The sequence below is a fragment of the Blastococcus sp. SYSU D00813 genome (genome assembly GCF_054050735.1).
Map to the genome: position 1 here is coordinate 187,700 of NZ_JBJGZX010000003.1, position 25,304 is coordinate 213,003.

The 25,304-nt window shown below is 76.0% G+C and carries 27 protein-coding genes and 1 tRNA gene; 12 read left to right on the forward strand and 16 right to left on the reverse strand.

Features of this window, described 5'->3' with window-relative positions:
• Positions 1-180 precede the first annotated feature (180 nt).
• Together ACI8AX_RS03470 and ACI8AX_RS03475 are read left to right on the forward strand one after the other, a co-directional pair.
• The gene (locus tag ACI8AX_RS03470; protein WP_456548399.1) at positions 181-717 is read left to right on the forward strand and encodes a peptidylprolyl isomerase; all 537 of its coding nucleotides are present in this window, start codon (positions 181-183) and stop codon (positions 715-717) included.
• 50 nt (positions 718-767) lie between these two features.
• A complete protein-coding gene (locus ACI8AX_RS03475; protein WP_456548400.1) occupies positions 768-1,622 on the forward strand; it encodes a rhomboid family intramembrane serine protease in 855 nt (284 codons plus the stop codon).
• Positions 1,623-1,632: 10 nt separating this feature from the next.
• On the opposite strand, the gene ACI8AX_RS03480 is transcribed toward ACI8AX_RS03475, so the two are convergent.
• Positions 1,633-2,040 carry a PH domain-containing protein gene (locus ACI8AX_RS03480; protein ID WP_456548401.1) on the reverse strand — a complete coding sequence of 136 codons (408 nt, stop codon included), beginning with the start codon at positions 2,038-2,040 and terminating at the stop codon, positions 1,633-1,635.
• Between the two features lie 414 nt (positions 2,041-2,454).
• Positions 2,455-2,724 (reverse strand): cell division protein CrgA, encoded by a 270-nt coding sequence (crgA, locus tag ACI8AX_RS03485; RefSeq protein ID WP_456548402.1) that lies wholly within the window; start codon positions 2,722-2,724, stop codon positions 2,455-2,457.
• 149 nt (positions 2,725-2,873) lie between these two features.
• Between crgA and ACI8AX_RS03490 the strand changes: the two genes are divergently transcribed.
• Together ACI8AX_RS03490 and ACI8AX_RS03495 are read left to right on the forward strand one after the other, a co-directional pair.
• The gene (locus tag ACI8AX_RS03490; RefSeq protein ID WP_456548403.1) at positions 2,874-3,665 is read left to right on the forward strand and encodes a DUF881 domain-containing protein; all 792 of its coding nucleotides are present in this window, start codon (positions 2,874-2,876) and stop codon (positions 3,663-3,665) included.
• 38 nt (positions 3,666-3,703) lie between these two features.
• Positions 3,704-4,354: an aminodeoxychorismate/anthranilate synthase component II gene (locus ACI8AX_RS03495; RefSeq protein ID WP_456548404.1), complete on the forward strand. Its 651-nt coding sequence runs from the start codon at positions 3,704-3,706 to the stop codon at positions 4,352-4,354.
• 63 nt (positions 4,355-4,417) lie between these two features.
• Here ACI8AX_RS03495 and pknB read toward each other — a convergent pair whose 3' ends face one another.
• From pknB to ACI8AX_RS03530, 7 genes are all read right to left on the reverse strand, one after another.
• Positions 4,418-6,388, reverse strand: coding sequence for a Stk1 family PASTA domain-containing Ser/Thr kinase (pknB, locus tag ACI8AX_RS03500; protein ID WP_456548405.1), 1,971 nt, complete (start codon positions 6,386-6,388; stop codon positions 4,418-4,420).
• Positions 6,389-6,497: 109 nt separating this feature from the next.
• Positions 6,498-8,261: a serine/threonine-protein kinase gene (locus ACI8AX_RS03505; RefSeq protein ID WP_456548406.1), complete on the reverse strand. Its 1,764-nt coding sequence runs from the start codon at positions 8,259-8,261 to the stop codon at positions 6,498-6,500.
• Positions 8,261-9,700 carry a peptidoglycan D,D-transpeptidase FtsI family protein gene (locus ACI8AX_RS03510; RefSeq protein WP_456548407.1) on the reverse strand — a complete coding sequence of 480 codons (1,440 nt, stop codon included), beginning with the start codon at positions 9,698-9,700 and terminating at the stop codon, positions 8,261-8,263. Before ACI8AX_RS03510 ends, ACI8AX_RS03505 begins: the two co-directional genes overlap by 1 nt.
• Positions 9,697-11,151: an FtsW/RodA/SpoVE family cell cycle protein gene (locus ACI8AX_RS03515; RefSeq protein WP_456548408.1), complete on the reverse strand. Its 1,455-nt coding sequence runs from the start codon at positions 11,149-11,151 to the stop codon at positions 9,697-9,699. The genes ACI8AX_RS03510 and ACI8AX_RS03515 overlap by 4 nt, the downstream gene beginning before the upstream one ends.
• Entirely contained in the window at positions 11,151-12,557 is a 1,407-nt protein-coding gene (locus tag ACI8AX_RS03520) for a PP2C family protein-serine/threonine phosphatase (RefSeq protein WP_456548409.1), read from the reverse strand. The genes ACI8AX_RS03515 and ACI8AX_RS03520 overlap by 1 nt, the downstream gene beginning before the upstream one ends.
• Positions 12,558-12,585: 28 nt before the next feature.
• Entirely contained in the window at positions 12,586-13,047 is a 462-nt protein-coding gene (locus ACI8AX_RS03525; protein WP_456548410.1) for an FHA domain-containing protein FhaB/FipA, read from the reverse strand.
• Between the two features lie 34 nt (positions 13,048-13,081).
• Complete coding sequence (locus ACI8AX_RS03530; protein WP_456548411.1) at positions 13,082-13,909, reverse strand: FhaA domain-containing protein; 828 nt, start codon at positions 13,907-13,909, stop codon at positions 13,082-13,084.
• Positions 13,910-14,065: 156 nt separating this feature from the next.
• On the opposite strand from ACI8AX_RS03530, the gene ACI8AX_RS03535 reads away from it, so the two are divergent.
• A tRNA-Leu gene (locus ACI8AX_RS03535) sits at positions 14,066-14,151 on the forward strand.
• A 65-nt stretch (positions 14,152-14,216) separates the two neighbouring features.
• Here the strand turns inward: ACI8AX_RS03535 and ACI8AX_RS03540 are convergent.
• The 7 genes from ACI8AX_RS03540 to ACI8AX_RS03570 form a co-directional block, all read right to left on the reverse strand.
• Positions 14,217-14,612, reverse strand: a complete 396-nt coding sequence (locus ACI8AX_RS03540; protein WP_456548412.1) for a universal stress protein — start codon at positions 14,610-14,612, stop codon at positions 14,217-14,219.
• 29 nt (positions 14,613-14,641) lie between these two features.
• Positions 14,642-15,301 carry a response regulator gene (locus ACI8AX_RS03545; RefSeq protein ID WP_456548413.1) on the reverse strand — a complete coding sequence of 220 codons (660 nt, stop codon included), beginning with the start codon at positions 15,299-15,301 and terminating at the stop codon, positions 14,642-14,644.
• Positions 15,298-17,238 (reverse strand): histidine kinase, encoded by a 1,941-nt coding sequence (locus ACI8AX_RS03550; protein WP_456548414.1) that lies wholly within the window; start codon positions 17,236-17,238, stop codon positions 15,298-15,300. Before ACI8AX_RS03550 ends, ACI8AX_RS03545 begins: the two co-directional genes overlap by 4 nt.
• A 31-nt stretch (positions 17,239-17,269) precedes the next feature.
• Positions 17,270-17,980, reverse strand: a complete 711-nt coding sequence (locus ACI8AX_RS03555) for a hypothetical protein (protein ID WP_456548415.1) — start codon at positions 17,978-17,980, stop codon at positions 17,270-17,272.
• 118 nt (positions 17,981-18,098) lie between these two features.
• The gene (locus ACI8AX_RS03560; protein WP_456548416.1) at positions 18,099-18,494 is read right to left on the reverse strand and encodes a universal stress protein; all 396 of its coding nucleotides are present in this window, start codon (positions 18,492-18,494) and stop codon (positions 18,099-18,101) included.
• Between the two features lie 52 nt (positions 18,495-18,546).
• A complete protein-coding gene (locus ACI8AX_RS03565) occupies positions 18,547-19,038 on the reverse strand; it encodes a DUF1707 SHOCT-like domain-containing protein (RefSeq protein ID WP_456548417.1) in 492 nt (163 codons plus the stop codon).
• 78 nt (positions 19,039-19,116) lie between these two features.
• Entirely contained in the window at positions 19,117-20,304 is a 1,188-nt protein-coding gene (locus tag ACI8AX_RS03570; RefSeq protein ID WP_456548418.1) for an acyl-CoA dehydrogenase family protein, read from the reverse strand.
• 97 nt (positions 20,305-20,401) lie between these two features.
• On the opposite strand from ACI8AX_RS03570, the gene ACI8AX_RS03575 reads away from it, so the two are divergent.
• From ACI8AX_RS03575 to ACI8AX_RS03605, 7 genes are all read left to right on the forward strand, one after another.
• Positions 20,402-20,995: a TetR/AcrR family transcriptional regulator gene (locus ACI8AX_RS03575; RefSeq protein ID WP_456548419.1), complete on the forward strand. Its 594-nt coding sequence runs from the start codon at positions 20,402-20,404 to the stop codon at positions 20,993-20,995.
• Between the two features lie 10 nt (positions 20,996-21,005).
• Entirely contained in the window at positions 21,006-21,485 is a 480-nt protein-coding gene (locus ACI8AX_RS03580; protein WP_456548420.1) for a GNAT family N-acetyltransferase, read from the forward strand.
• Positions 21,486-21,553: 68 nt separating this feature from the next.
• Positions 21,554-21,952, forward strand: coding sequence for a DUF3224 domain-containing protein (locus ACI8AX_RS03585; protein WP_456548421.1), 399 nt, complete (start codon positions 21,554-21,556; stop codon positions 21,950-21,952).
• Between the two features lie 26 nt (positions 21,953-21,978).
• Positions 21,979-22,908 (forward strand): aldose 1-epimerase family protein, encoded by a 930-nt coding sequence (locus ACI8AX_RS03590; protein ID WP_456548422.1) that lies wholly within the window; start codon positions 21,979-21,981, stop codon positions 22,906-22,908.
• Entirely contained in the window at positions 22,878-23,636 is a 759-nt protein-coding gene (locus ACI8AX_RS03595; RefSeq protein WP_456548423.1) for an MOSC domain-containing protein, read from the forward strand. The genes ACI8AX_RS03590 and ACI8AX_RS03595 overlap by 31 nt, the downstream gene beginning before the upstream one ends.
• Positions 23,633-23,857 (forward strand): RNA-binding S4 domain-containing protein, encoded by a 225-nt coding sequence (locus ACI8AX_RS03600; protein ID WP_456548424.1) that lies wholly within the window; start codon positions 23,633-23,635, stop codon positions 23,855-23,857. The genes ACI8AX_RS03595 and ACI8AX_RS03600 overlap by 4 nt, the downstream gene beginning before the upstream one ends.
• Positions 23,847-25,304: an RNB domain-containing ribonuclease gene (locus tag ACI8AX_RS03605; protein ID WP_456548425.1), complete on the forward strand. Its 1,458-nt coding sequence runs from the start codon at positions 23,847-23,849 to the stop codon at positions 25,302-25,304. Before ACI8AX_RS03600 ends, ACI8AX_RS03605 begins: the two co-directional genes overlap by 11 nt.

Sequence of the window (25,304 nt, forward strand, 5' to 3'; positions counted from 1 at the left end):
ACGACGGCGCCGTGCGGTCCGCCGGGCCCAGGACGACGGGGGAGGGCGGGTGCTCCGGGGGGCGAGGGGCCGGCCGACGACCGCGTGCACCGGCGGGCCCCCGCGGAGCCTGCCGGGGACCCGCACGGATGGTCCGCCCGGGTGCCCCCCGACCTGCGCCGCGGTGGGAGAGTGGGGACCGTGACCGAAGCGACCTCTCCCGCCCGGCGTGCCGTGCTGCACACCAACCACGGCGACATCACCGTCGACCTGTTCCCCGACCACGCGCCCAAGACCGTGGCCAACTTCGCCGACCTGGCCGAGGGCCGGCGCGAGTGGACCCACCCGGCGACCCGTGAGAAGACCACCGACCCGCTCTACAACGGGACGATCTTCCACCGGGTGATCTCCGGCTTCATGATCCAGGGCGGCGACCCGCTGGGTCAGGGCTTCGGCGGTCCGGGCTACCAGTTCGGCGACGAGTTCCACCCCGAGCTGGTGTTCGACAAGCCGTACCTGCTCGCCATGGCGAACGCCGGGCCGGGCACCAACGGCTCGCAGTTCTTCATCACCGTCGGCCCGACACCGCACCTGAACCGCAAGCACACGATCTTCGGCGAGGTGGCCGACCAGGCCAGCCGCGACGTCGTCGACCGGATCGCCACCGTGCAGACCGGCCGGCAGGACCGTCCCGTCGAGGACGTCGTGATCGAGTCGGTCGAGGTGCAGCGCAGCTGACCCAGCCACCCGTCGCCGGGGGCGCGGGCCGGGGCGAGGAGCCCCTGCCCGTGCCCCCGCCGGCCACCTGCTACCGGCACCCCGACCGGGCCACCGGGGTCTCCTGCGTCCGCTGCGGCCGGCCCATCTGCCCGGAGTGCATGACCTCGGCCTCCGTGGGCTTCCAGTGCCCGGAGTGCCTCCGCGCCGGGCAGGCCTCGGTGCGCGCACCGCGCCGGGCGCCGGCCGCGCGGACGGCGGGGCGACGGTGGGGCGTCGTCACCCTCACCCTGATCGCGCTCAACGTCGCGGTGTTCGTGGCGACGGCGGTCTCGGCCGGGCTGGACCGGATCGACCCGCTCGACAACCAGTTCTCGGACCTGTTCGCCGACCTGCAGCTCGCGCCGGTCCTGGTGCAGCAGGCGGGCGAGGACTGGCGGCTGATCACCTCGGCCTTCCTGCACATCGGCATCACCCACCTGGCGCTCAACATGCTGGCCCTGCTGCTGTTCGGCTCGGAGCTCGAACGCGCGCTCGGCCGCTGGCGCTACCTCGCCGTGTACCTGCTGTCCGCGCTGGGCGGCTCCGTGGCGGTCCTGCTCTTCGGCGACCCCCTGGTGCCGGTCGCCGGCGCCTCCGGGGCCATCTGGGGGCTCATGGGCGCCTTCGCGGTGCTGGCCGTGACCCAACGCGGGGACGTGCGGGGCATCGTCACCCTGCTGGTCATCAATCTGGCCATCAGCGTGCTGGTCCCGGGCATCTCGCTGCTGGGCCACCTCGGCGGGCTCGCGGCCGGGCTCCTGGCCGCCGGCGTCGTCGTCCTCGGCCGGCGCCGGACCGAGGTGCAGGTGCTCGGCCTGCTCCTGCTGACCGCCGTCCTGTGCGTCACCGCCCTGACGGTGACGGCGCCGCTGGCCGTCCTCTAGCCGTCACCGCTCAGGCGGGGCGGCCGGCTTCCAGGGCCTGCGCGACGGAACCGGGGTCGTCGCCCAGCTCCCAGCGGCCCAGCAGGACCAGGTCCCCGGCGTCGTCCGGACCGCGCGCCGTGTCGAGCTCCAGCAGCCGCGACCGCAGTCCCCAGCGCGAGGTCTCGCGGACCTGCACCCGCAGCCCGGACCACGGGAGCTCCCGCCGCCCGGTGAGCGTGCGGACGACGACCCCTGCCGGGGAGGCGGCCAGCCGGGGCCGCAGCAGCGCCGCCCGGCCGGCCAGCGCCAGCAGCAGCACCGCAGCGGCGCCCACGAGCACGCGGCCCACCGGCTCCAGCAGCAGCGCCGCCCCGCCCAGGACGAGGCAGCAGCCCGCCAGCGCGGCGGCGACCCCGGGACGTGCCGACCACTCCACGTCCCCAGCCTGCCCCACGCCGGAGGAGGTCCCGAAGAGCAGGTGTCCGCAGTCCCCAACCGGGGTAACGCTCCGCCGCAGGTCAGCGGCCCGTCCGCCTCGCCATGTCGACTTCTCCACAGCTGGGTACACAGCTGGGGACAGAAGCACAGAGGTGTAGTTACGCCCGCGTCCTCCCCGTCACATCCGTCCCAGTCGGGACGAAAGCGCAGGTCAGCGGGGACCACTCGAACATGCGTACTCCACATCCGGTGGACAACCCTGGGTATTCAGCGCCGAGTCGACCTGTGGACAACAGGGGTCGCTGTGCACACGTCCCCAGGCTGCCTGGGGGTGGGGACACGACGAGGCCCCCGTCCCCAGGGGGACGAGGGCCTCGAGGAAGCCGCTGACCGAGCGTCAGCGCATCGCTGCTCAGCGCCAGCGCATCGACATGATCAGGCCGGCCACCATCGCGCCGAAGCCGATCGCGAAGTTCCACGCACCGAGGTCGACCATGAACGGGATGTCCTCGCCGGCCACGTAGTAGACGACGATCCACAGCAGGCCGATGAGCATGAGCCCCACCATCAGCGGGGCGTACCAGCGCGGGCTCGGCGCGACGGCGCGGGAGGCCGAGCCGGACTGCAGGACCGTCGGGGGCGGGGTGTACGCCGACTTCTTGCGCACCTTCGACTTCGGCACCGCTGTTGCTCCCTCCGGGCACCGGTCGGCCTCCGCCGACCGGATCTGTCCCCAGCCTAAGCTCGGGGAGGCGGATGATGGGTCATCGACGCCGGTGACCGCCCCTGTGGAGGGGAGTCCGTCGCCGCCCGCCCGGCCAGGAGGTGCCCGTGCTGCGCGACCGCCTGCCCGCCGTCGCGGGCCGCCTGGGCGGTGGGCTGTGGCGCCCCGGGCGCCGGCTGACCGCCTGGGCGGCGCTGGTGCCGGTGGTGGCGCTGGCCGCGGGCCTGCTGTTCGCCACGTCCGGGCAGACCGCGCGGGGGACCGACCTGCGCGGCGGCGAGATCATCGAGCTCTCCGGGCTGATCTCGCAGCGCCGGGCCGCCCTGGCCGAGCAGACCGCCGAGTCCGAGGAGCTGCAGGCGCAGGTCGACCGGCTCATCGACCAGGTGGCGACCCGGGAGACGGCGGTGGCCGACGCGCAGGGGGACGCCCAGGCGCAGACCCTGTCGGCCGGCATGGTGGCCCTGCGCGGCGCCGGCGTCCGGATCGTGCTGGACGACGCCCCGCGCCGTCCCGACGGCTCGCTGCCGAATGGCGCCCGACCGGACGACGTCGTCATCCACCAGTCCGACGTCCAAGCCGTGGTGAACGCCCTGTGGGCCGGCGGGGCCGACGGTGTCGCGATCATGGGGCAGCGGCTGATCGCCACGAGCGCCGTCCGCTGCGTCGGCAACGTGCTGCTGCTCGAGGGGCGCACCTACTCGCCGCCGTTCGTCATCACGGCGATCGGCGACCAGCAGGAGTTCACCACCCAGCTGGCCGCTTCACCCCAGGTCGGGGTGTTCCAGGACGCCGTGGCCGCCTTCGGGCTGACCTTCTCCGTGCGCGCGTCGGACGTGGTGGAGCTGCCCGCCCACAGCGGCACCCCGGTCATGGAGTACGCCACCCCCGTCGGCTGAGGGTCCCGGCCGCCGTCGCCCGCTGGTACACAGGAGCCGTGAGCAGGCCGGTCCTCGTCGTCGACAACTTCGACAGCTTCGTCTACAACCTCGTCCAGTACCTGGGGCAGCTCGGCGTGCGCTGCATCGTGCGGCGCAACGACGCGGTGACCGTGGACGAGCTGGCCGACCTCGACGTCGCCGGCGTCCTGCTGTCCCCGGGACCGGGCACCCCGGCCGACGCTGGGGTGACGGTGCCGATGGTGCGGGCCGCGGCCGAGGCGGGGACGCCGGTGTTCGGCGTCTGCCTGGGTCACCAGGCGATCGCCGAGGCCTTCGGCGCCGAGGTGGTGCGGGCGCCGGAGCTCCTGCACGGCAAGACCAGCGAGGTGCTGCACGACGGCGTCGGCGTCCTCGCCGGACTGCCCTCGCCGTTCACCGCCACGCGGTACCACTCGCTGGCCGTCGACCTCGCCACCGTGCCCGACGAGCTCGAGGTCACCGGGCACACCCCGTCGGGCATCGTCATGGCCCTGCGCCACCGGGAGCTGCCCATCGAGGGCGTGCAGTTCCACCCGGAGTCGGTGCTCACCGAGGGCGGCCACCAGATGCTCGCCACCTGGCTGGCCGCCTGCGGCCAGGCGCCCGACCCCGCCCTCGTGGAGGCCGCGGCCGCCGGCGCGAGGCGGCTGTCGACCGTCGGCGCCTGACGCAGACGCGGAGAGGGCCCCACCCGACTCGGGTGGGGCCCTCTCCGCGTGGTGGGGACGGCGTCAGTTGCCGTTTTCGCCGCTTCCGCCGCCGCCTCCGCCGCCTCCGCCGCCTCCGGGGCCGCTGCTGGTGGTCGGCTGCACGATCAGCAGGATCCGCTCGCCCGGCTCCAGCTCGGTGCCGGCCGGCGGGTCGGTGCGGATGACGGTCGCGTCGTCCGGGGTGGCCTCGTCGCCGTTCGCGTCCACCACCGCGATGTTGGTGAAGCCGGCGTCCTGGAGCACCGCGTACGCCGCGTTGGCGGGCGCGCCCTGGGTCACCGACGGCACCGCGATGGTCTCCGGCTCGGCGGGGCCGGACGAGACCCGCAGGACGATCTCGCTCTCCGCGGTGGCCTGCGTGCCGGCGGCCGGGGCGGTGCCCAGCACGGTGCCCGCGGCGGAGGCGTCCTCGACCTCCTCGACGGTGATGTTGGTGAAGCCGACGTCCCGCAGCGCCGCCTCGGCCGCCGCGCGGTCACCGGAGACGCTGGGGATCGGCGCGTCGCCGTCGGAGACCGACAGGTCGACGTCGGTCTCGGGCGCCACGGCGGTGCCCACGCCGGGGGTGACGTCGACGACGGTGCCCTCGTCCTCCAGGGAGTCCACCTGGTCGGTGTTGACGGCCCCGGTGAAGCCGGCGTTCTCGAGCAGCGTGCGGGCGGCGTCCACGGTCTGGTTCACGACGGGGGGCACGGTGACGGTGTCGGGGCCGACGCCGACCGTCAGGGCCACCTCGCTGCCCTCCTCGACCTCCGCGCCGCTGGCCGGGTCGGTGCTCTGCACGAGACCGACCTGCGCCTCGTCGGAGACCTCCTGCTGGGTCACCTCGTCGGCGACGACCAGCCCGGCCTCCTCGATGGCGGCGCGGGCGTCGGCCTCGGTCTGCCCGACCAGGCCGGCCGGCACGGTGACCCTGGCCGGCGCGGCCGGGGTGTCGTCGTCGTCCCCGCCGTTGAGGAGCAGGGCGATCCCGACGACGGCGCCGATCAGCACCAGCGCGCCGACGACGGCGGCGATGACGCGGTTGCGCTTGCGCCGCTGGGCGGCCTCGTCGTCGTCCTCGTCCCAGCCGTCGCGGCCGGCGCCGGGCGGGACGGCGCCGATCACGGCGGTGCGCTCGGCGGCGCCCATCACCGGCGTGGCCTCGACCTGCTGGCCGGCCAGGGCCCGCAGCAGGTCGTTGCGCATCTCCGCGGCCGACTGGTAGCGGTTGGCCGGGTTCTTGCTCATGGCCTTGAGCAGGATCGAGTCCAGCTCCGGCGGGATGGCGGGGTTGATCGACGACGGCAGCCGCGGGTCCTCGCGGACGTGCTGGTAGGCCACCGACACCGGGGAGTCGCCGGTGAACGGCGGGGCGCCGGTGACGAGCTCGTAGAGCAGGCAGCCGAGGGAGTAGACGTCGGAACGGGCGTCGACGCCCTCGCCCCGGGCCTGCTCGGGGGAGAGGTACTGGGCGGTGCCGATGACCGCGGCGGTGGAGGTCATCGTGGCCGCGGAGTCCGAGACCGCGCGGGCGATGCCGAAGTCCATGACCTTGACCGAGCCGGCGGGCGTGATCATCACGTTCCCGGGCTTCACGTCCCGGTGCACGATGCCGTTGCGGTGGCTGAAGTCCAGGGCGCCGCAGATGTCGGCGGCCAGGCTCATCGCCCGCTCCGGGGCCAGCACCCCCTCGCGGCGCAGCACGTCGCGCAGGGTCTCGCCCTCGACGTACTCCATGACGATGTACGGGGTGTTCCCCGTGGGCCCGCGGTCCTCGCCGGTGTCGTAGACGGCGACGATCGCCGGGTGGTTCAGCGAGGCGGCGGCCTGGGCCTCGCGGCGGAACCGGACCTGGAACGACGGGTCGCGGGCCAGGTCGCTGCGCAGGACCTTGACGGCGACCTCGCGGCCGAGCCGCAGGTCGCGGCCGCGGTGCACCTCGGCCATGCCGCCGCGGCCGAGCACCCCGCCGATCTCGTAGCGCTCACCGAGCACCTGGGGGGTGGTCATCGAGGGTCCTCTCGGGCGGGGCAGGGGGAGAGCCCGCGCCTCTGGACGGGCCCGCCGGGCAGCGTATCCAGCGGGACGGAGCGGTTCGGGACGGCGCGAGCGGACCCGCTCACCCGCCCGCACCCTGTGCCACAGGGGAACCGGCAGCCTCGCCGTCGGGGACCGGGGCGGTCTCCGACGGCGGCGGGAGGGTGGTCCCCGGGGCCTCCGACGTGGTGGTGGTCGGAGTGGTCGCAGTGGTGGGTGTCACCGAGGTCGGGGGCACCGAGCTGGGGGACGACGAGGTGGCCGACGTCGGGGCCTGGCTCGGCGTGGGGGTGTCGGCGCCGCCCTCGTCGTCCCCGCCGGTCTCGCCCTCGTCGCTGCCGGTGTCCGGCGCCGGCGGCGCGTAGTCGTCGGCCGCGTAGTAGAGCGTGATCGGGGTGTCGGCGGCCAGCTGGCCCGCGGCCGGGTCGACGTCGGCGACCTCGCCGGCCGCCAGCGCCGCGCCGTAGCCGGCCAGCTGCTCGTCGGACGCCTCCTCGGTGCCGACGGCGGTGAAGCCGCGGGCCCCGAGTTCCTCGGCGACCTCGTCGACGTCCCGGCCGAGGAGCGTGGACGGGTCGAAGGCCAGCAGCGCGGCGGTGGGCGGGCCGCTGGAGGACGCCGACGTCGCGGCGGTGCTGCGGGCGGTGCCGCCGCCGTCGCCCTCGTCCCCCCCGCCGCTGAAGAGGATCCACGCCAGCCCGGCGAGGGCGGCGACCAGCACCAGGGCGGCCACCGGCCACAGCCAGCGCGGGGTGCGGCGGGCCGGCGGCTCGTCACGGTGGTCCGGCCGGTCCCACGCGTCGCCGCCGGTCGGCGGGCCCTGCAGCGGCGGCATCGGCCGGGCGGAGGTCTGCGCGCCGGTCGCCGCGGCGGCAGCGGCCACCGGGCCCGCGTCGAGGACCTGGGTGCTCGGCTCGTCGGCGGCGGCCGCGTCCTCGGGCATGGCCACGACCTGGGTCGCCGCGGTGGCGGCCACGACCCCGGTCCCCGCCGGTGCCCGGCTGCCCACGGCGGCGGCGACCGCGCGGATGGCCGCGGCGAAGGCCGCGCCGTCGGTGAACCGGTGCTCGGGGTCCTTCTGCAGCGCCCGCTCCAGCAGCTGCCGCACGGCGAGCGGGACGTCGGCCGGCAGCGGCGGGGGCGGCCGGTTGATGTGCGCGAGGGCGATGGCGACCTGGGAGGTGCCGTCGAAGGGCCGCGAGCCGGTCAGGCACTCGTAGCCGACGACGCCGAGGCTGTACACGTCGGAGGCGGCGGTGACCTCGAAGCCCTGCGCCTGCTCGGGGGAGAGGTACTGGGCCGTGCCGACCACCATGCCCGTGCGGGTCAGGGGTGTGGCGTCGCGCGCGCGGGCGATGCCGAAGTCGGTCAGCTTCACCACGCCGTCGGGCCGGACGATGAGGTTGCCCGGCTTGATGTCGCGGTGGACGACGCCCGCGGCGTGCGCCGCGGAGAGGCCGTCGGCGGACTGGCCGAGCACGTGCAGCGTCCAGTCGACGGGGAGCCGGCCCTCCTCGTGCAGGATCGTCACCAGGGGCTGGCCCTCGACCAGCTCCATGACGAGGAACGCCAGGCGCTGGCCGGGGTTGCGCTCGTCGTCGGCCTCGCCGTAGTCGTAGACCGAGGCGATGTTCGGGTGGGACAGCGCCGCGGTGTGCCGGGCCTCGTTGCGGAAGCGCGCGACGAAGCTCGGGTCGCCGGTGAACTCGCTGCGCAGCACCTTGGCCGCGACCTCGCGGTCCAGCACCCGGTCGCGGGCCCGCCACACCTCCCCCATGCCACCGGTCGCGATGGGGGACGTGATCTCGTACCGCCCGGCGAGGACGGTGCCCGTCGACAGCGCCATCAGCCCTCCCCGGACAGGTACGCCTGCAGCACCTGGCGGGCGATCGGCGCGGACACGTCGCCCCCCGTACCCCCGCCGTTCGCCACGAAGACCGCCACGGCGATCTGCGGGTCGTCGGCCGGGGCGAAGCCGACGAACCAGTTGTGGTCGGGGCCGGCGTTCTCCGCCGTCCCGGTCTTGCCGGCCACCTCGACGCCGGAGATGCGGGCGGCCCGGCCGCTGCCGTCGTCGACGACGCTGACCATCATCTCGGTCAGCTGGTCGGCCACCTCGGGCGTGACCGCCTCGGAGAGCTCCTCCGGATCGGTCTGCTCGATGACCTGCAGGTCGGGGGCGCGCAGCTGGTCGACCAGGTAGGGCGCCATCAGCGTGCCGTCGTTGGCGACCGCCGCGGCGACCATCGCGGCCTGCAGCGGGGTCATCCGCACGTCCTGCTGGCCGATGGAGCTGACCCCGAGCTGGGCGTCGTTCTCCGGGTCGCCGACCGAGCTGCCCGCGGTCGGCATCGGGATGTCCAGGCCCTCGCCGTCCATGCCGAAGGCCGCGGCGGTCTCCCGGATCCGGTCCTCGCCGAGCTCGATGCCCAGCAGCGCGAAGGCGGTGTTGCAGGAGATCGTCAGCGCGTCGATGAGCGCCTGCTCCCCGCTGCTGCTGCACCGCGAGCCGCCGAAGTTCTCCAGCGTGGTGGAGGTGCCGGGGAGGGTGAGCACGTCGGGGGCCGGGATCACGGTGTCGGGGGTGTACTCGCCGGTCGACAGCGCCGCCGCCGACACGATCACCTTGAACACCGAGCCGGGCGGGTAGTTGTCGTTGATCGCGCGGTTCAGCCGCGGGTCGGGCTCGGCGGCCTCGAGCTGCTCGGCGTAGTCGCGGACCGCCCCGCCGTCGTGGGCCGACAGCAGGTTCGGGTCGTACGTCGGGGTGCTCGCCAGGGCCAGGACCGCTCCGGTGGCGGGGTCGAGCGCGACGACGGCGCCGGTGACGCCCTCGAGGCCGGCCATCGCCGCCTCCTGCGTCGCGGCGTCCAGGGTGAGGACGACGTCGCCGCCGGAGGGGTCGCGGCCGGTGAAGATGTCGCTCAGCCGCTGGGTGAACAGCCGGGCGTCGTCGCCGGTGAGGACGTCGTTCTCGGCGCGCTCGATGCCGGTGGCGCCGTACAGGTAGGAGTAGTAGCCGGTGACCCCGGCGTAGAGCGGGCCCTGCGGGTACTGCCGCAGGAAGGTGAGGTCGCCGTCGGTCTCCACCGACAGCGCGATCTCGTTCCCGTCGACGACGATGGAGCCCCGCTGGCGCCCGTACTCCTCGATGATCACCCGGCGGTTGCCCGAGTCGGCGCGCAGCTCGTCGGAGCGGACGACCTGGATGTAGTTGACGTTGACGATCAGCAGGGTGAAGAGCACCAGCACGCTGATGGCGACGCGGCGCAGGGGGGCGTTCACGGCTTGACCACCTCGGTCGGGGCGTCGACGAAGGTGGCGCGCGGCGGGGCGCCCGGCGGCACCGGCGGGGTGGCCGGCCGGCGGGCGGCGTCGCTGATCCGCACGAGGATGGCCAGCAGCGCGAAGTTGGCCACCAGCGAGGACCCGCCGTAGGCGACGAACGGCGTGGTGAGGCCGGTCAGCGGGAGCAGCCCGGTGACGCCGCCGAGGACGACGAACACCTGCCACGCGATGGCGAAGGCCAGGCCGGCGGCGAGCAGCTTGCCGAAGGCGTCCCGGACGATCAGCGAGCTGCGCAGGCCGCGCTCGACCAGCACCAGGTAGACGATGATCACCGCGACCAGGCCGAACAGCCCCAGCTCCTCGCCGATCGCGGCGGCGATGAAGTCGCTCTTGGCCACCGGCACCTCGTCGGGGCGGCCCCCGCCCAGGCCGGCGCCGAACAGGCCGCCGGTGCCCAGCCCGAACAGCGACTGGACGAGCTGGAAGCCGCCGGTGTCGCGGTAGGCGAACGGGTCGAGCCAGGTGTCGACGCGGACCTGCACGTGCCCGAACAGCTGGTAGGCCAGCAGCGCGCCGGCGCCGAACAGCCCGACCCCGATGACCAGCCAGCTGGCCCGCTCGGTGGCCACGTAGAGCATCACGACGAAGATGCCGAACAGCAGCAGCGAGCTGCCCAGGTCGCGCTCGAAGACCAGCACGAGGATCGACGCCATCCAGGCGACCAGCACCGGGCCGAGGTCGCGGGCGCGCGGCACCTCGAGACCCATCACCCGCCGGCTGGCCAGCGCGAGGACGTCGCGCTTGTCGACCAGGTAGGCGGCGAAGAAGACGATCAGGCAGATCTTGGCGAACTCACCGGGCTGGATGCTGAAGCCCGCCAGGCGGATCCAGATCTTGGCGCCGTTGACCGACGAGATGGACGCGGGCAGCACGGCCGGCAGGGCCAGCAGCACCAGGCCGACGAGGGCGAGGGTGTAGGCGAAGCGGGAGAGCAGCCGGTGGTCGCGGACGACCAGCAGCACGGCCACGAACAGCGCCACCCCGAGCGTGGCCCAGACCAGCTGGACCGGCGCGTCCTCGCGGGTGACGGTCGAGCCGACCTGGTCGGCCGCCAGGTCGAGCCGGTGGATCATCGTCAGCCCGAGACCGGTGAGCAGCGCGACGGCCGGGAGCAGCAGCGGGTCGGCGTAGGGCGCGAACCGGCGCACCACCAGGTGCATCACGACCCAGAGCGCGGTGAACCAGCCGCCGAAGGTGGCCAGCTCCGGCCGCAGCGACCCGGTGAGGGTGATGTCGACGATCGACTGGGCGGCCAGCGTGATGACCACGGCGAAGGCGAGCATGACCAGCTCGGTCCCCCGCCGCGTCGGGACCGCGGACGTGGGCGAGGCCGTGCCCGGTGCGCCGCCCGATCCGGCCGACCGGGGGTCGGTGGTCGGGCCGCTCATCACTCGGCCTCCCGGCAGTCCCGTCCCGGTTCGGACGACGAGGAGGTCCCTGAGGACGACGAGGTGGACGTCGGGGCGCCGGCGGTCGTGGTGCCGAGGGACTCGCCGAGGCCGGTCGGGGCCGCGCCGGGGTCACCGGGGAGCAGCGGCGGGGCCGCCGTCGTGGGCGCCTCCGTCGGGGTCGGCTCCGCCTCCTCCTCGCACCGCGGCAGCGACTGCTCGCGCAGCATCTCGACCCGGTCGTCGGCGGCCTGCCGGTCGTCGACGGCGATCCCGTCGGCGACCTTGCCGCGCAGGTCCGAGCTCAGGTCGGCGACGGCGATGCCGGAGTCGGACTCCTCGCGGTAGAGGTCCAGGCCGAGGACGGAGGCGTTGATGCCGCGGAAGACGGCGACGGTGTCGGTGTCCTCGTCCACCCCGACGAACCAGTGGTCGAGGACCCAGGCGTAGGCCCCGATGCCGGCCCCGGCGAGCACGACCAGGGTGGCGAGGGCGTACCACCAGCGCCGGCGGGTGCGGCGGCGGTCCGGCACGGGTGCGGTGGCCATCGGGGTGGCCGCCGGTGGCGGGGGTGGCGGCGGGTCGTGCAGGGCGGCCCGGCCGGCGGCGGAGTCGGGGGCGACGGCGCGCTGGCCGACGTTCGCCCCGGCGGCGCCGTCGACCACCGGCTCCACGAGCGCGCCGGTGCCGTCGTCCTCCACGACGTCGGCGACGATGACCGTGATGTTGTCCGGGCCACCGCTGCGCAGCGCGAGCTCGATCAGCCGGTCGGCGCACGACTGCGGGTCCGGGTCCATCAGCGTGTTCGCGATGGTCTCCTCGCTGACCACGCCGGACAGGCCGTCGGAGCACAGCAGGTAGCGGTCGCCGGCGCGGGCCTCGCGCATCGACAGGTCGGGGTCGACGTCCTGCCCGTTGAGGGCCCGCAGCAGCAGCGAGCGCTGCGGGTGGTGGTTGGCCTCCTCCTGCGTGATGCGGCCGTCGTCGATCAGCGTCTGCACGAACGTGTCGTCGTGGGTGATCTGCGTCAGCTCGCCGTCGCGCAGCAGGTAGGCGCGGGAGTCGCCCACGTGGCACAGGGCCAGCCGGCCGCCGGCGAAGAGGACGGCGGTGAGCGTGGTGCCCATGCCCTCCAGCTGCGGGGACTCCCGGATCACCTCGCGCAGGTGCTCGCTGCCGTCGAACACCGCGGCGCGCAGCGCCTGCAGCATGTCGCTGGGCGGGGCGTCCTCGTCGAGGTGCTCGAGCGCAGCGATGACGACCTTGCTGGCGACGTCGCCGGCCGCGTGCCCGCCCATGCCGTCGGCGACCGCCAGCAGGCGCGGGCCGGCGTAGACGGAGTCCTGGTTGTTGCCGCGGACCAGGCCGCGGTCGGACCGGGCTGCGTAGCGCAGCACGAGGCTCATCGGGAGCGGCTCCCGTCGGTGTCGTGGTTCACGACCGCAGCTCCAGCGCGGTCTGGCCGATCCGGATCGGCTGGCCGGGGGCCACGAGCAGCGGCCCCTGCACGCGCTGCTGGTCCAGGAAGGTGCCGTTGGTGGAACCCAGGTCCTCGACGTACCACTGGCCGCCCCTGTTGGTCAGCCGGGCGTGCCGGGAGCTGGCGAAGTCGTCGGTCAGCACGAGCGTGGAGTCGTCGGCGCGGCCGATGAGGATCGGCTGGTCGCCGAGGGTGATCCGCGTGCCGGCCAGCGGGCCGGCGGTCACCACGAGCGTCTTGGGTCCCTTGCTCTTGCGCCGGCCCGGGACGGCGGCGCGCGGCGGCACCGGGGCGACCCGGCCGGCCCGGCCGCCGAAGAGGTCGGCGCGGACGACGCGGAACGCGGCGAAGATGAACAACCAGAGCAGCAGCAGGAAGCCGAACCGGAAGATCTGCAGGACGATCTCGGCCGTCACGGCGTCGCCGCCCCCGGTGAGCGGTCGAGCCCGCTCACGTGCCGCCGTCCTGCCGGTAGACCAGCACCGAGTGGCCGATCCGGATGACGTCGCCGTCGGCCAGCGCCTGACGGGTGATCCGGCGGCCGTTCACCAGGGTGCCGTTGGTGGAGCCGAGGTCCTCGACGAACGCCGTGCCGCCGTCGAGGACGACGTCGGCGTGCTTGCGGCTGACCCCGGTGTCGGGCAGCCGGATGTCGGCGTCGGTGCCGCGGCCGAGCACGTTGCGGCCGTGGGTCAGCTCGTGCCGGGTGCCCGGCCCGTCGACGACGAGCACGTGCGTGACACCGGGCTTGGAGCCGGCCCGGCCGACGACGGACGAGGGGTGCTGGCGGCCGGTGTCGGTGGCCATCCGGCCGCGCAGCGGCGGCAGCGGCGGCACGCCCTCGCCGGTCAGCGGCGGGGCGGCGGGGGCGACGCCGAGCGCGTCGGCCCGCGACGCCGGGCGGGCGGGGTCGGCGACGTGCGAGCCGACCTCGAAGACCCCGGTGGGCAGCGCCTCGTCGAGCTGGAGGCGCACCTGCACGTCGCCGAAGAGCTGGTAGCCCTCGCCGGCGATGTGCTCGGCGACCATGTCGGCGAGCTCGGCGGCCAGCTGCTCGGACCACTCGGCGAGGTTGTCGAAGTCGGCGCGGCCCAGCCGGACGTCGTAGACGTTGGGGGCCAGGACCCGCCCCTCGCCCAGCACCGAGCGCTGCTCGTCGGCCTCGCGGGTCAGGGCCTTGGCGATCTCGGCGGGGTGGACCTTGCCCTTGAAGAGCCGGGCGAAGGCCAGCCCGACCATCCCCTCCAGCCGCCGCTCGAAGCGCTGCAGCACACCCACAGTCGCTCCTCCAGGCTCGTCCGGCGCCGATGTGCGGTCCACCCGTGATCGTAGCCGTGCGCGCGGCGGGTGACCGGTCAGCGACGCACGACTCCCCGGGCGCCGACCCCCTGCCGGGACGCGTCCGCGCAGGCTGCTAGTGTCGTCGCTGCGTCCGGGCAAGTGGCGGAATGGCAGACGCGCACGGTTCAGGTCCGTGTGTCCGAGAGGACGTGGGGGTTCAACTCCCCCCTTGCCCACCAGCACGAGGAGCCGGTCCCCGGAGGGGCCGGCTCCTCGTCGTCGTGGGGGTCTGCGCAGCCGTGGCTCAGCCGCCGGCCTTGACCGCCAGCACGGGGCACTCGGCGTCGAGCAGGATCCGCTGGGCCTGGCTGCCGAACAGCAGCTTCCCGGTGGGCGAGCGCCGCCGCATGCCGATCACGAGGAGGCTCGCCCCGAGCCGCTCGGCGGCGTCCACCACCTCCTCGGCCGCGTCCCGGCCCCGCACCAGCTGCTCGACCTCGAACTCCAGCCCGGAGGAGCGCAGCTTCGCGCGCAGGCGCTCGACCTCGCCCTCGTCGAGGAACTTGGGGTCGTTGGCGGCGTCGCTCTGGCCGACGTTGACCAGGTGGAGGGACTCGCCGCGGCGGCCGGCCTCCTCGATGGCCGCCTCGAGGGCGGCGCGTCCTTCAGCACTCGGCACGTAGCCGACGACGACGGTCATGCGGCGCAGCATAGGGACGGCGGGCGTGCTCAGCGGCCCGTCGCGCCGCCCAGCCCGGCCTCGCGGGCCCGGACGACCGCCTCGGCCCGGTCGCGCACGCCGAGCTTGGCGAACACCGAGGTGATGTGGTTCCGCACGGTCTTCTCCGACAGGAAGAGCCGGCGGGCGATGGCGGCGTTGGGCAGGCCGCCGGCCACGAGGTCCAGCACCTCGCGCTCCCGGTCGGACAGCTCCGGGAACGGACGGGCGACCACGCCGGAGCCGGCGGTGAAGAACGCCCGGAGCCGCTGGGCGACCGCCGCCCCGTAGACGGCCTGCCCCTCGGCCACCGCGGCGAGGGCCCGGCCGATCTCCGCCTGACCGGCGCCCTTCAGCACGTAGCCCAGCGCACCGGCCTGCACGGCCGCGAACACCGCCTCGTCGTCGGCGACCATGGTGAGCACCAGCACGCGGACGTCGGGGTCGGCGGCCACGAGCTGCCGGGTCGCCTCGATGCCGGACAGGACCGGCATCTGCAGGTCCATGAGGACGACGTCGGGCCGCTCGCGGCGAACGGCGGCGACGGCCTCCTCGCCGTCGGCGGCCTCGGCGACCACCTCCACCCCCAGGTCCTCGAGCAGCACCCGCAGTCCCTGGCGGAACACGGGGTGGTCGTCGGCGACCACGGCTCGCACCGCCGGCGCGCTCACGCGTCCGCCTCGGCGACCGCGGCCCGGGGGAGCAGCGCGCGGACACGGGTGCCGCCGCCGTCCGCCGGGCCCACGTCGCAGCGCCCGCCCAGCTCGGCTGCCCGCTCGCGCATCGACGACAGCCCCACGCCGGCCGGGCGACCGGTCACCAGTCCCCGGCCGTCGTCGGTCACCTCGACCACCACCTGCTCCTCCTCAGCGCACACGCTCACCTCCACCGCCCGCGCCCCGGAGTGCCGGACGGCGTTGAGGACCGCCTCCTGGGCGATCCGGAACACCGCGACCTCCAGGGCCGCCGACAGACCCGTCAGGTCGCCCCGCCCGTGCACGGTCACCTCGGGTGCCCCGTCGGGGAGGACGCCGGCACCGGCCCGGAGGGCCCCGAGCAGGCCCAGGTCGTCCAGGGCCGGCGGCCGCAGCCCGTGCACCAGCCGGCGCACGTCGGTCACCGCGCCGGCGGCCTGGGTGCCCGCGAGCTCGACCAGCCGCGCCGCACGGCCGCCGTCCCCCCGCCGGAGGGCGGACCCGGCGGTGTCGAGCGTCATCACGACCGCGGACAGCTGCGGACCCAGGCCGTCGTGCAGGTCCCGGCGCAGCCGCCGGCGCTCCTCCTCGCGGGCGGTGACCAGCCGTTCGCGCGACTCGGCCAGGTCGCCGGTGAGCCGCAGGGCGTAGGCGGCCGCCGCCAGTCGCCCGGCCAGCACCGCGAGCAGCCGGTGGTCGGCCGGGTCCAGGGCTCCGGCCCCCGCCCGGGGCGCGGCCCGCAGCCGGCCGACCTCCTCGCCGTGCAGCACCAGCGGGACGTCGGCGACCGCGGGTGCGCTCCGGCCCGACACCTCCCGGACCACGGCGCCGCCGGGCAGCATGACCTCCACGGCGGCGCCCCGCAGCCGCAGCCCGGCGGCGACCGCCGCGACGCCTGCCCGCAGCGCCTCCCGCGGCCCGGCGGCGGTCCGCAGCGCTTCGTCGACCCGGGTGAGCAGCGCGTAGGGCTCGCCGCGCTGACCGTGCAGCAGCCGGTCCACCAGGCGCTGCACCCGCGCCCGCGCCGGGGCGAAGGCCAGGGCGACCGCGAACGCCGCGACGAAGGGCGCGGCTCCGCGGCGCTCGCCGAGCAGCGCGCCGGCCCATCCGACGACCGCCGCGTAGACCAGGGCGGTGAGCCCGAACAGGACACCGGCGACGAGCGTCCGGTCGACGAGCACGTCGATCGCGTAGAGCCGGTAGCGGAAGGCGGCGACCGCCAGCCCGGCGGGCACCAGCAGCACGGCGACCGAGACGCCCCAGCCGGGGGTGAGGAAGGTCGTGACCACGGTGGCCACCACGCCGTACGCGGCCCAGGCGAGCTGGCGGCGGGCCACCCCGTCGGACCGGCGCACCCGGACGGCGAGGGAGGCCAGGGCCGCGGCCACCAGGACGGCGAGCAGCGCGGGGTAGCCGGGGAGGTCGAACGGGTCCCGCACCTGCAGCGGGAGGGCCAGCACGAGCGTCGTCCCCGCGGTGACGGCCAGGGCCGCGGCCACCGGCCAGCGCCACGGGCCGGCCAGCGGCGCGCCGGTGGGCAGCACCTGCGGCAGCACGGTGACGGCCAGCAGCAGGCCCGGTGCCCACGACCAGCCGCGGGCCCAGCCGGCCACCCCGCCGTCCCCGGTCCACTCCGACCACGACGTGGCCAGCACGTAGACGCCGGCCGAGACGCCCACGCCGAGCAGCAGCCAGCCCAGCCGGCGGGCGGCCGGCAGCCCGGCCAGGAGCGCGCCGGCCACCGCGAACGCCGGCGCCGCGACCGGCTCGGGGGTGCGGAACAGGTCGGGCAGCCAGTCCCCGCCGGTCACCACCGGGAGCAGCACCGCGACGGTGGCGGCGAGGACGGCCGCGACGGCGAGCAACCGGGCGGCCCCCAGGGCCACCCGGCTCCCGCTCCCGTGCTGCAGCACGACGGCAGAACCTAGTGCGATCCGGCGGCGATCAGGCCGCTCGCGAGACGGCGTCGTCCGTCCGGGGGGCGCGGGCGAGGTGTCCGGCCAGGCCCAGGGCGCCGGCCAGCCACAGCCAGTGCGGGTCCACCGGGCCGACGGCGCCGACCGAGAAGTCCAGCAGGACGAACACCAGCCAGGCGGCGGCGATCCAGCGGGGCACGACGCGGGTGACGAGCAGCCCCACGGTCAGCACGACCATGCCGAGCGCCGACCCGGCCAGGAAGGGCAGCAGGAACAGCAGCAGGAACAGCGGGTGGGACTCGACGTCGGCCAGCAGGGCGGCGGCCGCGGCCGGCTCCTCCGCGGCGGACGCGGGGACCTGCAGCAGCCCGAGCAGGTGGATGCCGACGAAGCCCCACATGCCCGCGGCCAGCAGCGTCCCGGCGACGGCCGCCGTGCGCCGGGCGCGGGTGGCCAGGACCCGGGCGGCGGCGAGGAAGGCGATGACCATGAAGGGGATCGCCAGCGTCCCGACGACCAGGCGGGTGCCGAACAACGGCAGGTGGTCGGCGACCAGGGGCAGCTGGTCGACGAGCTCCGCCGGCCGCTCGGGGAGGAACTGCAGGAGCACCGCCTCGGCGGTGTTCAGCACCGCGCCGACGACGAGGCCGGCGACGGCGAGCCGGCGACCGGGCAGCGCGGACGGGGCCGAGGCGGGCGGCGCCGGCAGCGGGCGGATCGGGTGGGTCGTGCTCGTCACGGGGAGACCTCCACGGTGCGCGGCGGGCTCCTCCCGCCGGGGTGCCCCGACCCTCGCGGGGGAGCGGTCCCAGGCGGATGGGAGGACGGTCCCCTCCTGACCGGGACGTCGTCCGCGGTCAGTGCGGGGCCTTCACCGCCAGCACCGGGCAGTCGGCGTCGAGCAGGACGCGCTGGGCCTGGCTGCCGAACAGCAGCTTCCCGGTGGGGGACCGCCGGCGCATGCCGATGACCAGCACGCTGGCGCGCACCCGCGCGGCGGCCTCGACCAGCTCGTCGGCGGCCTCCCGGCCGCGCACCAGCTGCTCGATCTCGAAGGCGGCGCCGGCGAACAGAAGCCGGTCGGCGAGCCGGCTCCGCTCGCCCTCGTCCAGGAAGCGGGGGTCGTTGGCCGCGTCGGGCAGGCCGACGTTGACCACGAGCAGGGCCTCCCGGCGGCGGTCGGCCTGGGCCAGCGCCGCCTCCAGCGCGGCCTCGCCGGACGCCCCCGGCACGTACCCGACGACGACCGTCATGGCCGGAGCCTAGGGACGGCGCCCCGGATCCGCAGCGGCCGGCGGGCCGGTGTCAGGACGGGAGCTCGCGGCCGTTCCCGCGGTCGCCGCGGCCCTCGCTGAGGGTCTGGGCGAGCAGGACCGCGCCCCACGGGCCGACGACCCAGATCGGCCACGGGTAGTGGAACTCCCCGGAGGCCAGCGAGGTGATAAGCCAGATGCTGGTCACGATGACGGCGGTGGACAGCCAGCTCGCCCACGCGGCCGCGCGGGTGCCGCCCCACGCCGCCCAGCCCCAGCCGCCCGTGGCCCAGTGCCCCCAGCCGACCGGCCCGTGCGCCGGGGCCGGCGCGGTCGTCGCCGGGGCGGGCACGCGGGCCGGCTGCAGCGGCGGGAGGTCGGCGGTCAGCTCGTCGAGCTCGCCGTAGGTGCGGGAGGCGTAGGTGCGGGCCAGCCGGTCCTCGTACTCGGCCACGGTGAGCCGGCCGGCGGCCATGTGCTCGCCGAGCAGGTCGGCGACGGTCTTCCGGTCGGCGTCGGCGGCGCGGAGGTGTGGCTCGGGCATGCCCCCAGTCTGGGCGCGGCGCCTCGGCGTCCACCACTGACGGACGTCATGGATCCGCGGTGCCGTCCGTCCGGTGGCTCAGCCGGCGGCGGGCGCGGCCTCGCGGGCCAGGTGCCGGCCGATGACCATGCGCTGGATCTGGTTGGTGCCCTCGAAGATCTGCATGACCTTGGCCTCGCGCATGTAGCGCTCGGCGGGGTGGTCGCGGGTGTAGCCGGCGCCGCCGAGCACCTGGACGGCGTCGGTGGTCACCTTCATCGCGGCGTCGGTGGCCACCAGCTTGGCGATGCTGGCCTGCCGGGCGTAGTCCTTGCCCGCGTCCTTGCGGCGGGCGGCGGCGAGGTAGGTGGCGCGGGCGGACTCGACGGCGGCGGCCATGTCCGCGAGCAGGAACGCCAGGCCCTGGTGGTCGACGATCCGCCTGCCGAAGGCCTCGCGCTCGCAGGCGTAGGCGACGGCGAGGTCGAGGGCCGACTGGGCCAGCCCGACGGCCACGGCGCTGACGCCGAGCCGGCCGGAGTCCAGCGCGGCCAGGGCGATGCCGAGGCCGCGCCCACGCTCGCCCACCAGCCGGTCGGCGGGCACGGGGACGCCGTCCAGCCGGATCGCCGCGGTCGTGGAGCCGGTCAGCCCCATCTTCTCCTCGGGCCGGGCGGCGGAGAACCCGGCGAGGTCGGGCGTGAGGTGGAAGCAGGAGATCGCTGGGCTGCCCCCACCCGCCCCGCCGGTCTCCCCGTCGTCCGGCGTCCGGAGGAAGGTCGAGTAGAAGTCGGCGTGCCCGCCGTGAGTGACCCAGGCCTTCTCGCCCGACGCGGTCCAGCCGTCGTCGGCGGCCTTCGCCTGGGCCCGCATCGCGGCGGGGTCGGAGCCGGCGTGGGCCTCGGACAGGCAGTAGGCCCCGAGCAGCCGGCCGCCGACCATCTCCGGCAGCCAGTCGCGGCGCTGGGCCTGCGTGCCGAACCGGTCGACCGGGAAGCAGGCCAGCGTGTGCACGCTGACGCCGAGCGCGACGCTGGCCCAGCGGGCGGCCAGCTCCTCGACGACCTGCAGGTACACCTCGTACGGCTGCCCGCCGCCGCCGACGTCCTCGCCGAAGGGCAGCCCGAGCAGGCCCGCCTCGCCCAGGAGCGAGAAGACCTCGCGGGGGAAGCGCTCCTCCCGCTCGTACTCCGCCGCCCGCGGCGCCAGCTCGCCGTCGGCGATCTCCCGGGTGAGGGCGATCAGGTCGGCGGCCTCGGGGGTGGGCAGCTCGCGGTCGACGGGCACGGGGCCTCCGGTGCTCGGGTGGGGCGGTACTGGCGACAGTACCTCCGTACTGTCGTCAGTCCAGGAGCATGCTGTCCGGCCGGACCGGGGAGGTGGGATGAGCGCCGAGACGTGGACGGGGGGCGAGCGCGTCCTGACCGCCCGGCAGGCCCAGCTGCTCGACCAGCTCGAGGAGCTGTTCCTCGCCGAGGGGTTCGCCGGCCTCACGCTGGACGACCTCGCCGTCCGGCTGCGCTGCTCCAAGAGCACGCTGTACGCGCTGGCGGAGAGCAAGGAGCAGCTGGCCGCCCGGGTGGTGCGGCACTTCTTCCGCAAGGCCGCCGCCGAGGTCGAGGCGCGGGCGGTCGACGAGGACGACCCGGTGCTGCGGGTCACCGCCTACCTGGGCGCCGTGGCGAGCGCGCTGGCCCCGGCCGGGCCGGCCTTCCGGCGCGACCTCGAGGCGTTCCCGCCGGCCCGGGCCGTCTACGAGCGGCACACCGCGCTGGCGGCCGACCGGGTCCGCGAGCTGGTCGACGAGGGTGTGGCGGCCGGACGCTTCCGCCGGGTGCACCCGGCGCTGGTCGCCGACACCGTCACCACGCTGATGTTCCGCATCGGCCGCGGCGACACCGGCCGGGCCACCGGGTTGAGCGACGCCGCCGCCTACCGCGAGCTGGCCGCCCTCCTGCTGCACGGCATCACGCTGTGAGGATGCGGGGGTGACCGCCGCGACCTGCACCATCGCACCCGCCGCCTGGGACGACCCCGAGGTCCGGCGCCTCACCGCCGCCCAGCAGGTGGAGCTGCGCGCCCGGTACGACGGCGACACCGAGCCCGGGACCCCGCCGTCGGCGGCCGACGTCGCCGTGGTGCTGGTGGCCCGCGACGCCGACGGCGCGCCGGTCGGCTGCGGCGCCCTGCGCCCGCTCGAGCCGGGGGCCGCCGAGCTGAAGCGGATGTACGTCGTCCCCGGGGCGCGCGGCCGCGGGGTGTCCCGGCAGCTGCTGACCGCGCTCGAGGCGGCCGCGCGCGAGCGGGGCTGGACGACGCTGCGGCTGGAGACCGGCCCGCGCCAGCCCGAGGCGATCGGCCTCTACGAGAGCGCGGGCTACCGCCCGATCGCCGCGTTCGGGGTCTACGTGGACGAGCCCGACGCCGGCTGCTCGCTCTACTACGAGCGGGTGCTCGACCCCGCCTGATCCCGTCGGTGGGGTGCGAGAGGCTGCGGCCCCGTCGTCACCGTCGTCCGAGCGCCTGGAGGTCCCGCGTGGGCACCGTCGTCCGCATCCCGTTCGAGGTCACCGGCTGGGAACCCGAGCCGCTGGAGCTCGGCGAGCCCCGCGCCGTCGCCTTCGGGCGGGTGACGCTGCGCAAGACGTTCACCGGCGCGCTCACCGGCACCAGCGTGGTGGCGATGACCTCCACGACCGTCGGTCCCGACCCGGCCGGCTACGTGGCCGTCGAGCTCGTCACCGGCACGCTGGAGGGACGCAGCGGCACCGTCGTCCTCCAGCACTCCGGCGTGGTCGACGGCGCGGACTCGCGGGCCACGGGCGTCGTCCTGCCCGGCACGGGCACCGGAGGGCTGACCGGGCTGCGGGGCACCGTCGAGCTGACCCACGAGGAGGCGGGTGCGGTCCTCACCCCGGACTACGAGCTGAGCTGACGGCGCTCGTCGGGCAGGCTGCCCCCATGAGCGTGCCGCCGCAGACCTCCTGGCCCCCGATCGCGCCGGTGGACGTCGAGCTGGTCAGCGGGGACGTGCGGCTGGCCGTGGACCTGCGCGGCGGGGGCATCCGGGCGCTCACGGCCGGCGGCTGGGACGTCGTCGACGGCTACCCGACCGGCACCGTGCCCGCCGGGCGGCGCGGCGGGCTGCTGCTGCCCTGGCCCAACCGGCTGCGCGCCGGCCGCTGGAGCTGGGCCGGCCGCGAGCTGCAGCTCGACGTCGCCTCCCCGGAGAAGCCCAACGCCGCGCACGGGCTGCTCTCCTGGCAGCCCTTCGGCGTGCTGAGCCGGTTCTCCGACGCGCTCACCGTCGGCACCACGGTCGAGCCGCGCCCCGGCTACCCGTTCCGGCTGCTCGTGGCCGTCGACTACGCGCTCTCCACGCAGCGGCTCGCGGTGACCGTGCGGGTCCGCAACGCCTCGGCCGAGCCGGCGCCGTTCGGCGTCGGCATGCACCCCTACCTGGCGGTCGGCGGGGCGGACGACGGCGCCGTGGCCGACGCCGAGCTCACGGTGCCCGCACGGACGGCGCTGGTGGTCGACGGCGGCCTGCCCACCGGCGAGCGGACCGGGTTCGACGGCGCCGTCGGCCGGATCGGCGACCGGTCGATCGACACCCCGCTCACCGACCTGACCCGGGACGACGACGGCTGGGCGCGGGTCCGGCTCCGCGGCACGGCCGGGTCGGTCGAGCTCGCCGTGGACGGGTCCTGGCCGTGGCTGCAGGTCTACACCGGTGACACGCTGCCCCCGGGCCAGCGCCGGCGCAGCGTCGCGGTCGAGCCGATGACCTGCCCGCCCAACGCGCTCGCCGACGGGGTCGACCTCGTCGTCCTCGAGCCGGCCGCCACCTGGTCGGGCACGTGGACGCTCACCTGGGAACCGGCCGCCTGATGCGGGTGGCGGAGCTGTGGCGCTTCCCGGTCAAGTCCCTGCAGGGCCAGCGGGTCGCCGCCACCGAGGTGGGTCCCGAGGGGCTGGCCGGCGACCGGCGGTGGGCGCTGTTCGACGCCTCGACGGGCATGGGCCTCACCGCCCGGCGGGTGCCCGACCTGCTGTTCGCCACCGGACGCCTGACCGCCGGCGGCGGGGTCGAGGTGGTGCTGCCCGACGGCACCGGGACCAGCGACGACGCCGTCCTGTCCGCCTGGCTCGGCCGGCCGGTGACGCTGCGCGCGGCCGGTGAGGTGACCGGGGAGCGGCGGTACGAGAACCCCTTCGGCGTCCGCGACGACGGCGGTGAGTACGACTGGGACGCCTTCGACGGCGCCCGGGGCGCGTTCCACGACAGCAACCGCACCCGCGTCTCGCTGGTGTCGACCGGGACGCTGGGCAGCTGGGACCGGCGGCGGTTCCGGGCCAACGTCGTCCTCGACGGGGCGGGGGAGGACGAGCTGGTCGGCCGCCGCGTGCGGCTGGGCGGGGCGGAGCTCGACGTCGTCCAGCCGGTGCCCCGCTGCGTGATGGTGACCCGGCCGCAGCCGGGCGGGATCGGCCGGGACACCTCGGTGCTCAAGACCGTGCACCGCGAGCGCGGCGGGGACCTGGCCGTCGCCGCGCTGGTCGCGGTGCCGGGCCCGGTCGCGGTGGGCGACGAGCTCACGATCAGCGGGGGAGGATGAGCCGCGTGCGCACCGTCTCGCTGCGTCCCGACGAGGACTCCATCCGCCTCGGCCAGCTGCTCAAGCTCGTCGACGCCGTGCCGACCGGCGCGCAGGTGAAGGACGTGCTGGTCACCGGCTCCGTGCGGGTCAACGGCGAGCCGGAGGACCGGCGCGGCCGGCAGGTGCGCCGCGGCGACGTCGTGAGCATCGAGGGGTTCGAGGACGTCCGTGTCGGATGAGCCGGGTTCCACGTGGAACCGGGCCGGGACGGCGGCCTGGCGTCCCCCGCGGTGGCCGGCCGAGCTCGCCGGCGGCCCCGACTTCGCGGCGATCCGCGCGGAGCACGACGTCCCGGAGGCCTTCCCGCCCGGGGCGCTGGCCGAGGCCGAGGCGGTCGCCGCGGCCCCGCCGCTGCCGGACCTCGACGCCACCGACCTGCCGCTGGTCACCGTCGACCCGCCGGGCAGCCGCGACCTCGACCAGGCCGTCCACCTGGAGCGCGGCCCCGACGGGTTCGTCGTCCGCTACGCGATCGCCGATGTCGGCGCCGCCGTCCGGCCCGGCGGGGCGCTGGACGCCGAGGCCCGCCGCCGCGGGCAGACGCTCTACACCCCCGACCGGCGCGTGCCGCTGCACCCGCCGGTGCTGTCGGAGGGCGCCGCGAGCCTGCTGCCCGGCGAGGACCGTGCCGCCGCCCTGTGGACCGTCCGCCTCGACGGCGACGGCGAGGTCACCGCGGTCGACGTCCGCCGGGCCCGGGTCCGCAGCCGGGCCCAGCTGACCTACCCCGGCGTCCAGCGCGACGCCGACGCCGGCCGGCTGCCCGGACCGATCGCCTGCCTGCCCGAGCTGGGCCGGCTGCTGCAGCGGCGGGCGCTGGAGCGCGGGGCGGTCGAGCTCGGCACGCCGGAGCAGGAGGTCGTGCCCGCGCCGGGCGGCGGCTGGACCCTGACCGCCCGCGGCGACCTCCCGGTCGAGGGGTGGAACGCGTCGATCTCGCTGCTGACCGGCCGGTGCGCCGCCTCGCTGATGCTCGGGGCCGGCGTCGGCCTGCTCCGCACGCTGCCGCGGCCGGCACCGGAGGCCGTGGCGGCGCTGCGGAGGCTGGCCGCTCCGCTGGGTGTCGACTGGCCCGAGGGCGCGGCGCCCGGCGCCGTGGTCGCCGCCCTCGACCCGGGCCGGCCCGGGCACGCGGCGTTCCTGGAGGAGGCCGCCGCGCTCTTGCGCGGCGCCGCCTACACCCCGCTGGACGGCGCGGCGCCGGAGGACCCCGGGCACGGCGGCGTCGGTGCGCCGTACGCGCACGTCACCGCCCCGCTGCGGCGGCTGGTCGACCGGTTCGGCACGGAGGTCTGCCTCGCCCTGTCGGCCGGCCGGGAGCCCGATCCGGCGGTGCGGGCGGCGCTGCCGGACCTCCCGGCCCTGATGGCCGCCTCCGACCGGCGCACCCGTGCGGTGGAACGGGCGGTCGTCGACGCGACGGAGGCCTGGCTGCTGCGGAACCGGGTCGGCGAGGTGTTCGACGCGGTCGCGGTCGACGCCGAGGACACCCGCGGAACCGTCGTCCTCCCCGAACCGGCGATCCGCGCGCGGTGCACCGGCGCCCTGACCCCCGGGACCCGCGTGCGGGTGCGGCTGGTCGAGGCCGACGTCGTGCGGCGGGCCGTCCGGTTCGAGGTCGCGTGA

Bases quoted from the DNA above. Each gene is read 5' to 3' on its own strand.
- pknB (WP_456548405.1), bottom strand. From the start codon at position 6,388: ATGACCACCCCCCAGGTGCTCGGTGAGCGCTACGAGATCGGCGGGGTG.
- ACI8AX_RS03505 (WP_456548406.1), bottom strand. From the start codon at position 8,261: ATGGCGCTGTCGACGGGCACCGTCCTCGCCGGGCGGTACGAGATCACG.
- ACI8AX_RS03515 (WP_456548408.1), bottom strand. From the start codon at position 11,151: ATGAGCGGCCCGACCACCGACCCCCGGTCGGCCGGATCGGGCGGCGCA.
- ACI8AX_RS03520 (WP_456548409.1), bottom strand. From the start codon at position 12,557: ATGAGCCTCGTGCTGCGCTACGCAGCCCGGTCCGACCGCGGCCTGGTC.
- ACI8AX_RS03540 (WP_456548412.1), bottom strand. From the start codon at position 14,612: ATGACCGTCGTCGTCGGCTACGTGCCGAGTGCTGAAGGACGCGCCGCC.
- ACI8AX_RS03560 (WP_456548416.1), bottom strand. From the start codon at position 18,494: ATGACGGTCGTCGTCGGGTACGTGCCGGGGGCGTCCGGCGAGGCCGCG.
- ACI8AX_RS03565 (WP_456548417.1), bottom strand. From the start codon at position 19,038: ATGCCCGAGCCACACCTCCGCGCCGCCGACGCCGACCGGAAGACCGTC.
- ACI8AX_RS03575 (WP_456548419.1), top strand. From the start codon at position 20,402: ATGAGCGCCGAGACGTGGACGGGGGGCGAGCGCGTCCTGACCGCCCGG.
- ACI8AX_RS03590 (WP_456548422.1), top strand. From the start codon at position 21,979: ATGAGCGTGCCGCCGCAGACCTCCTGGCCCCCGATCGCGCCGGTGGAC.
- ACI8AX_RS03600 (WP_456548424.1), top strand. From the start codon at position 23,633: ATGAGCCGCGTGCGCACCGTCTCGCTGCGTCCCGACGAGGACTCCATC.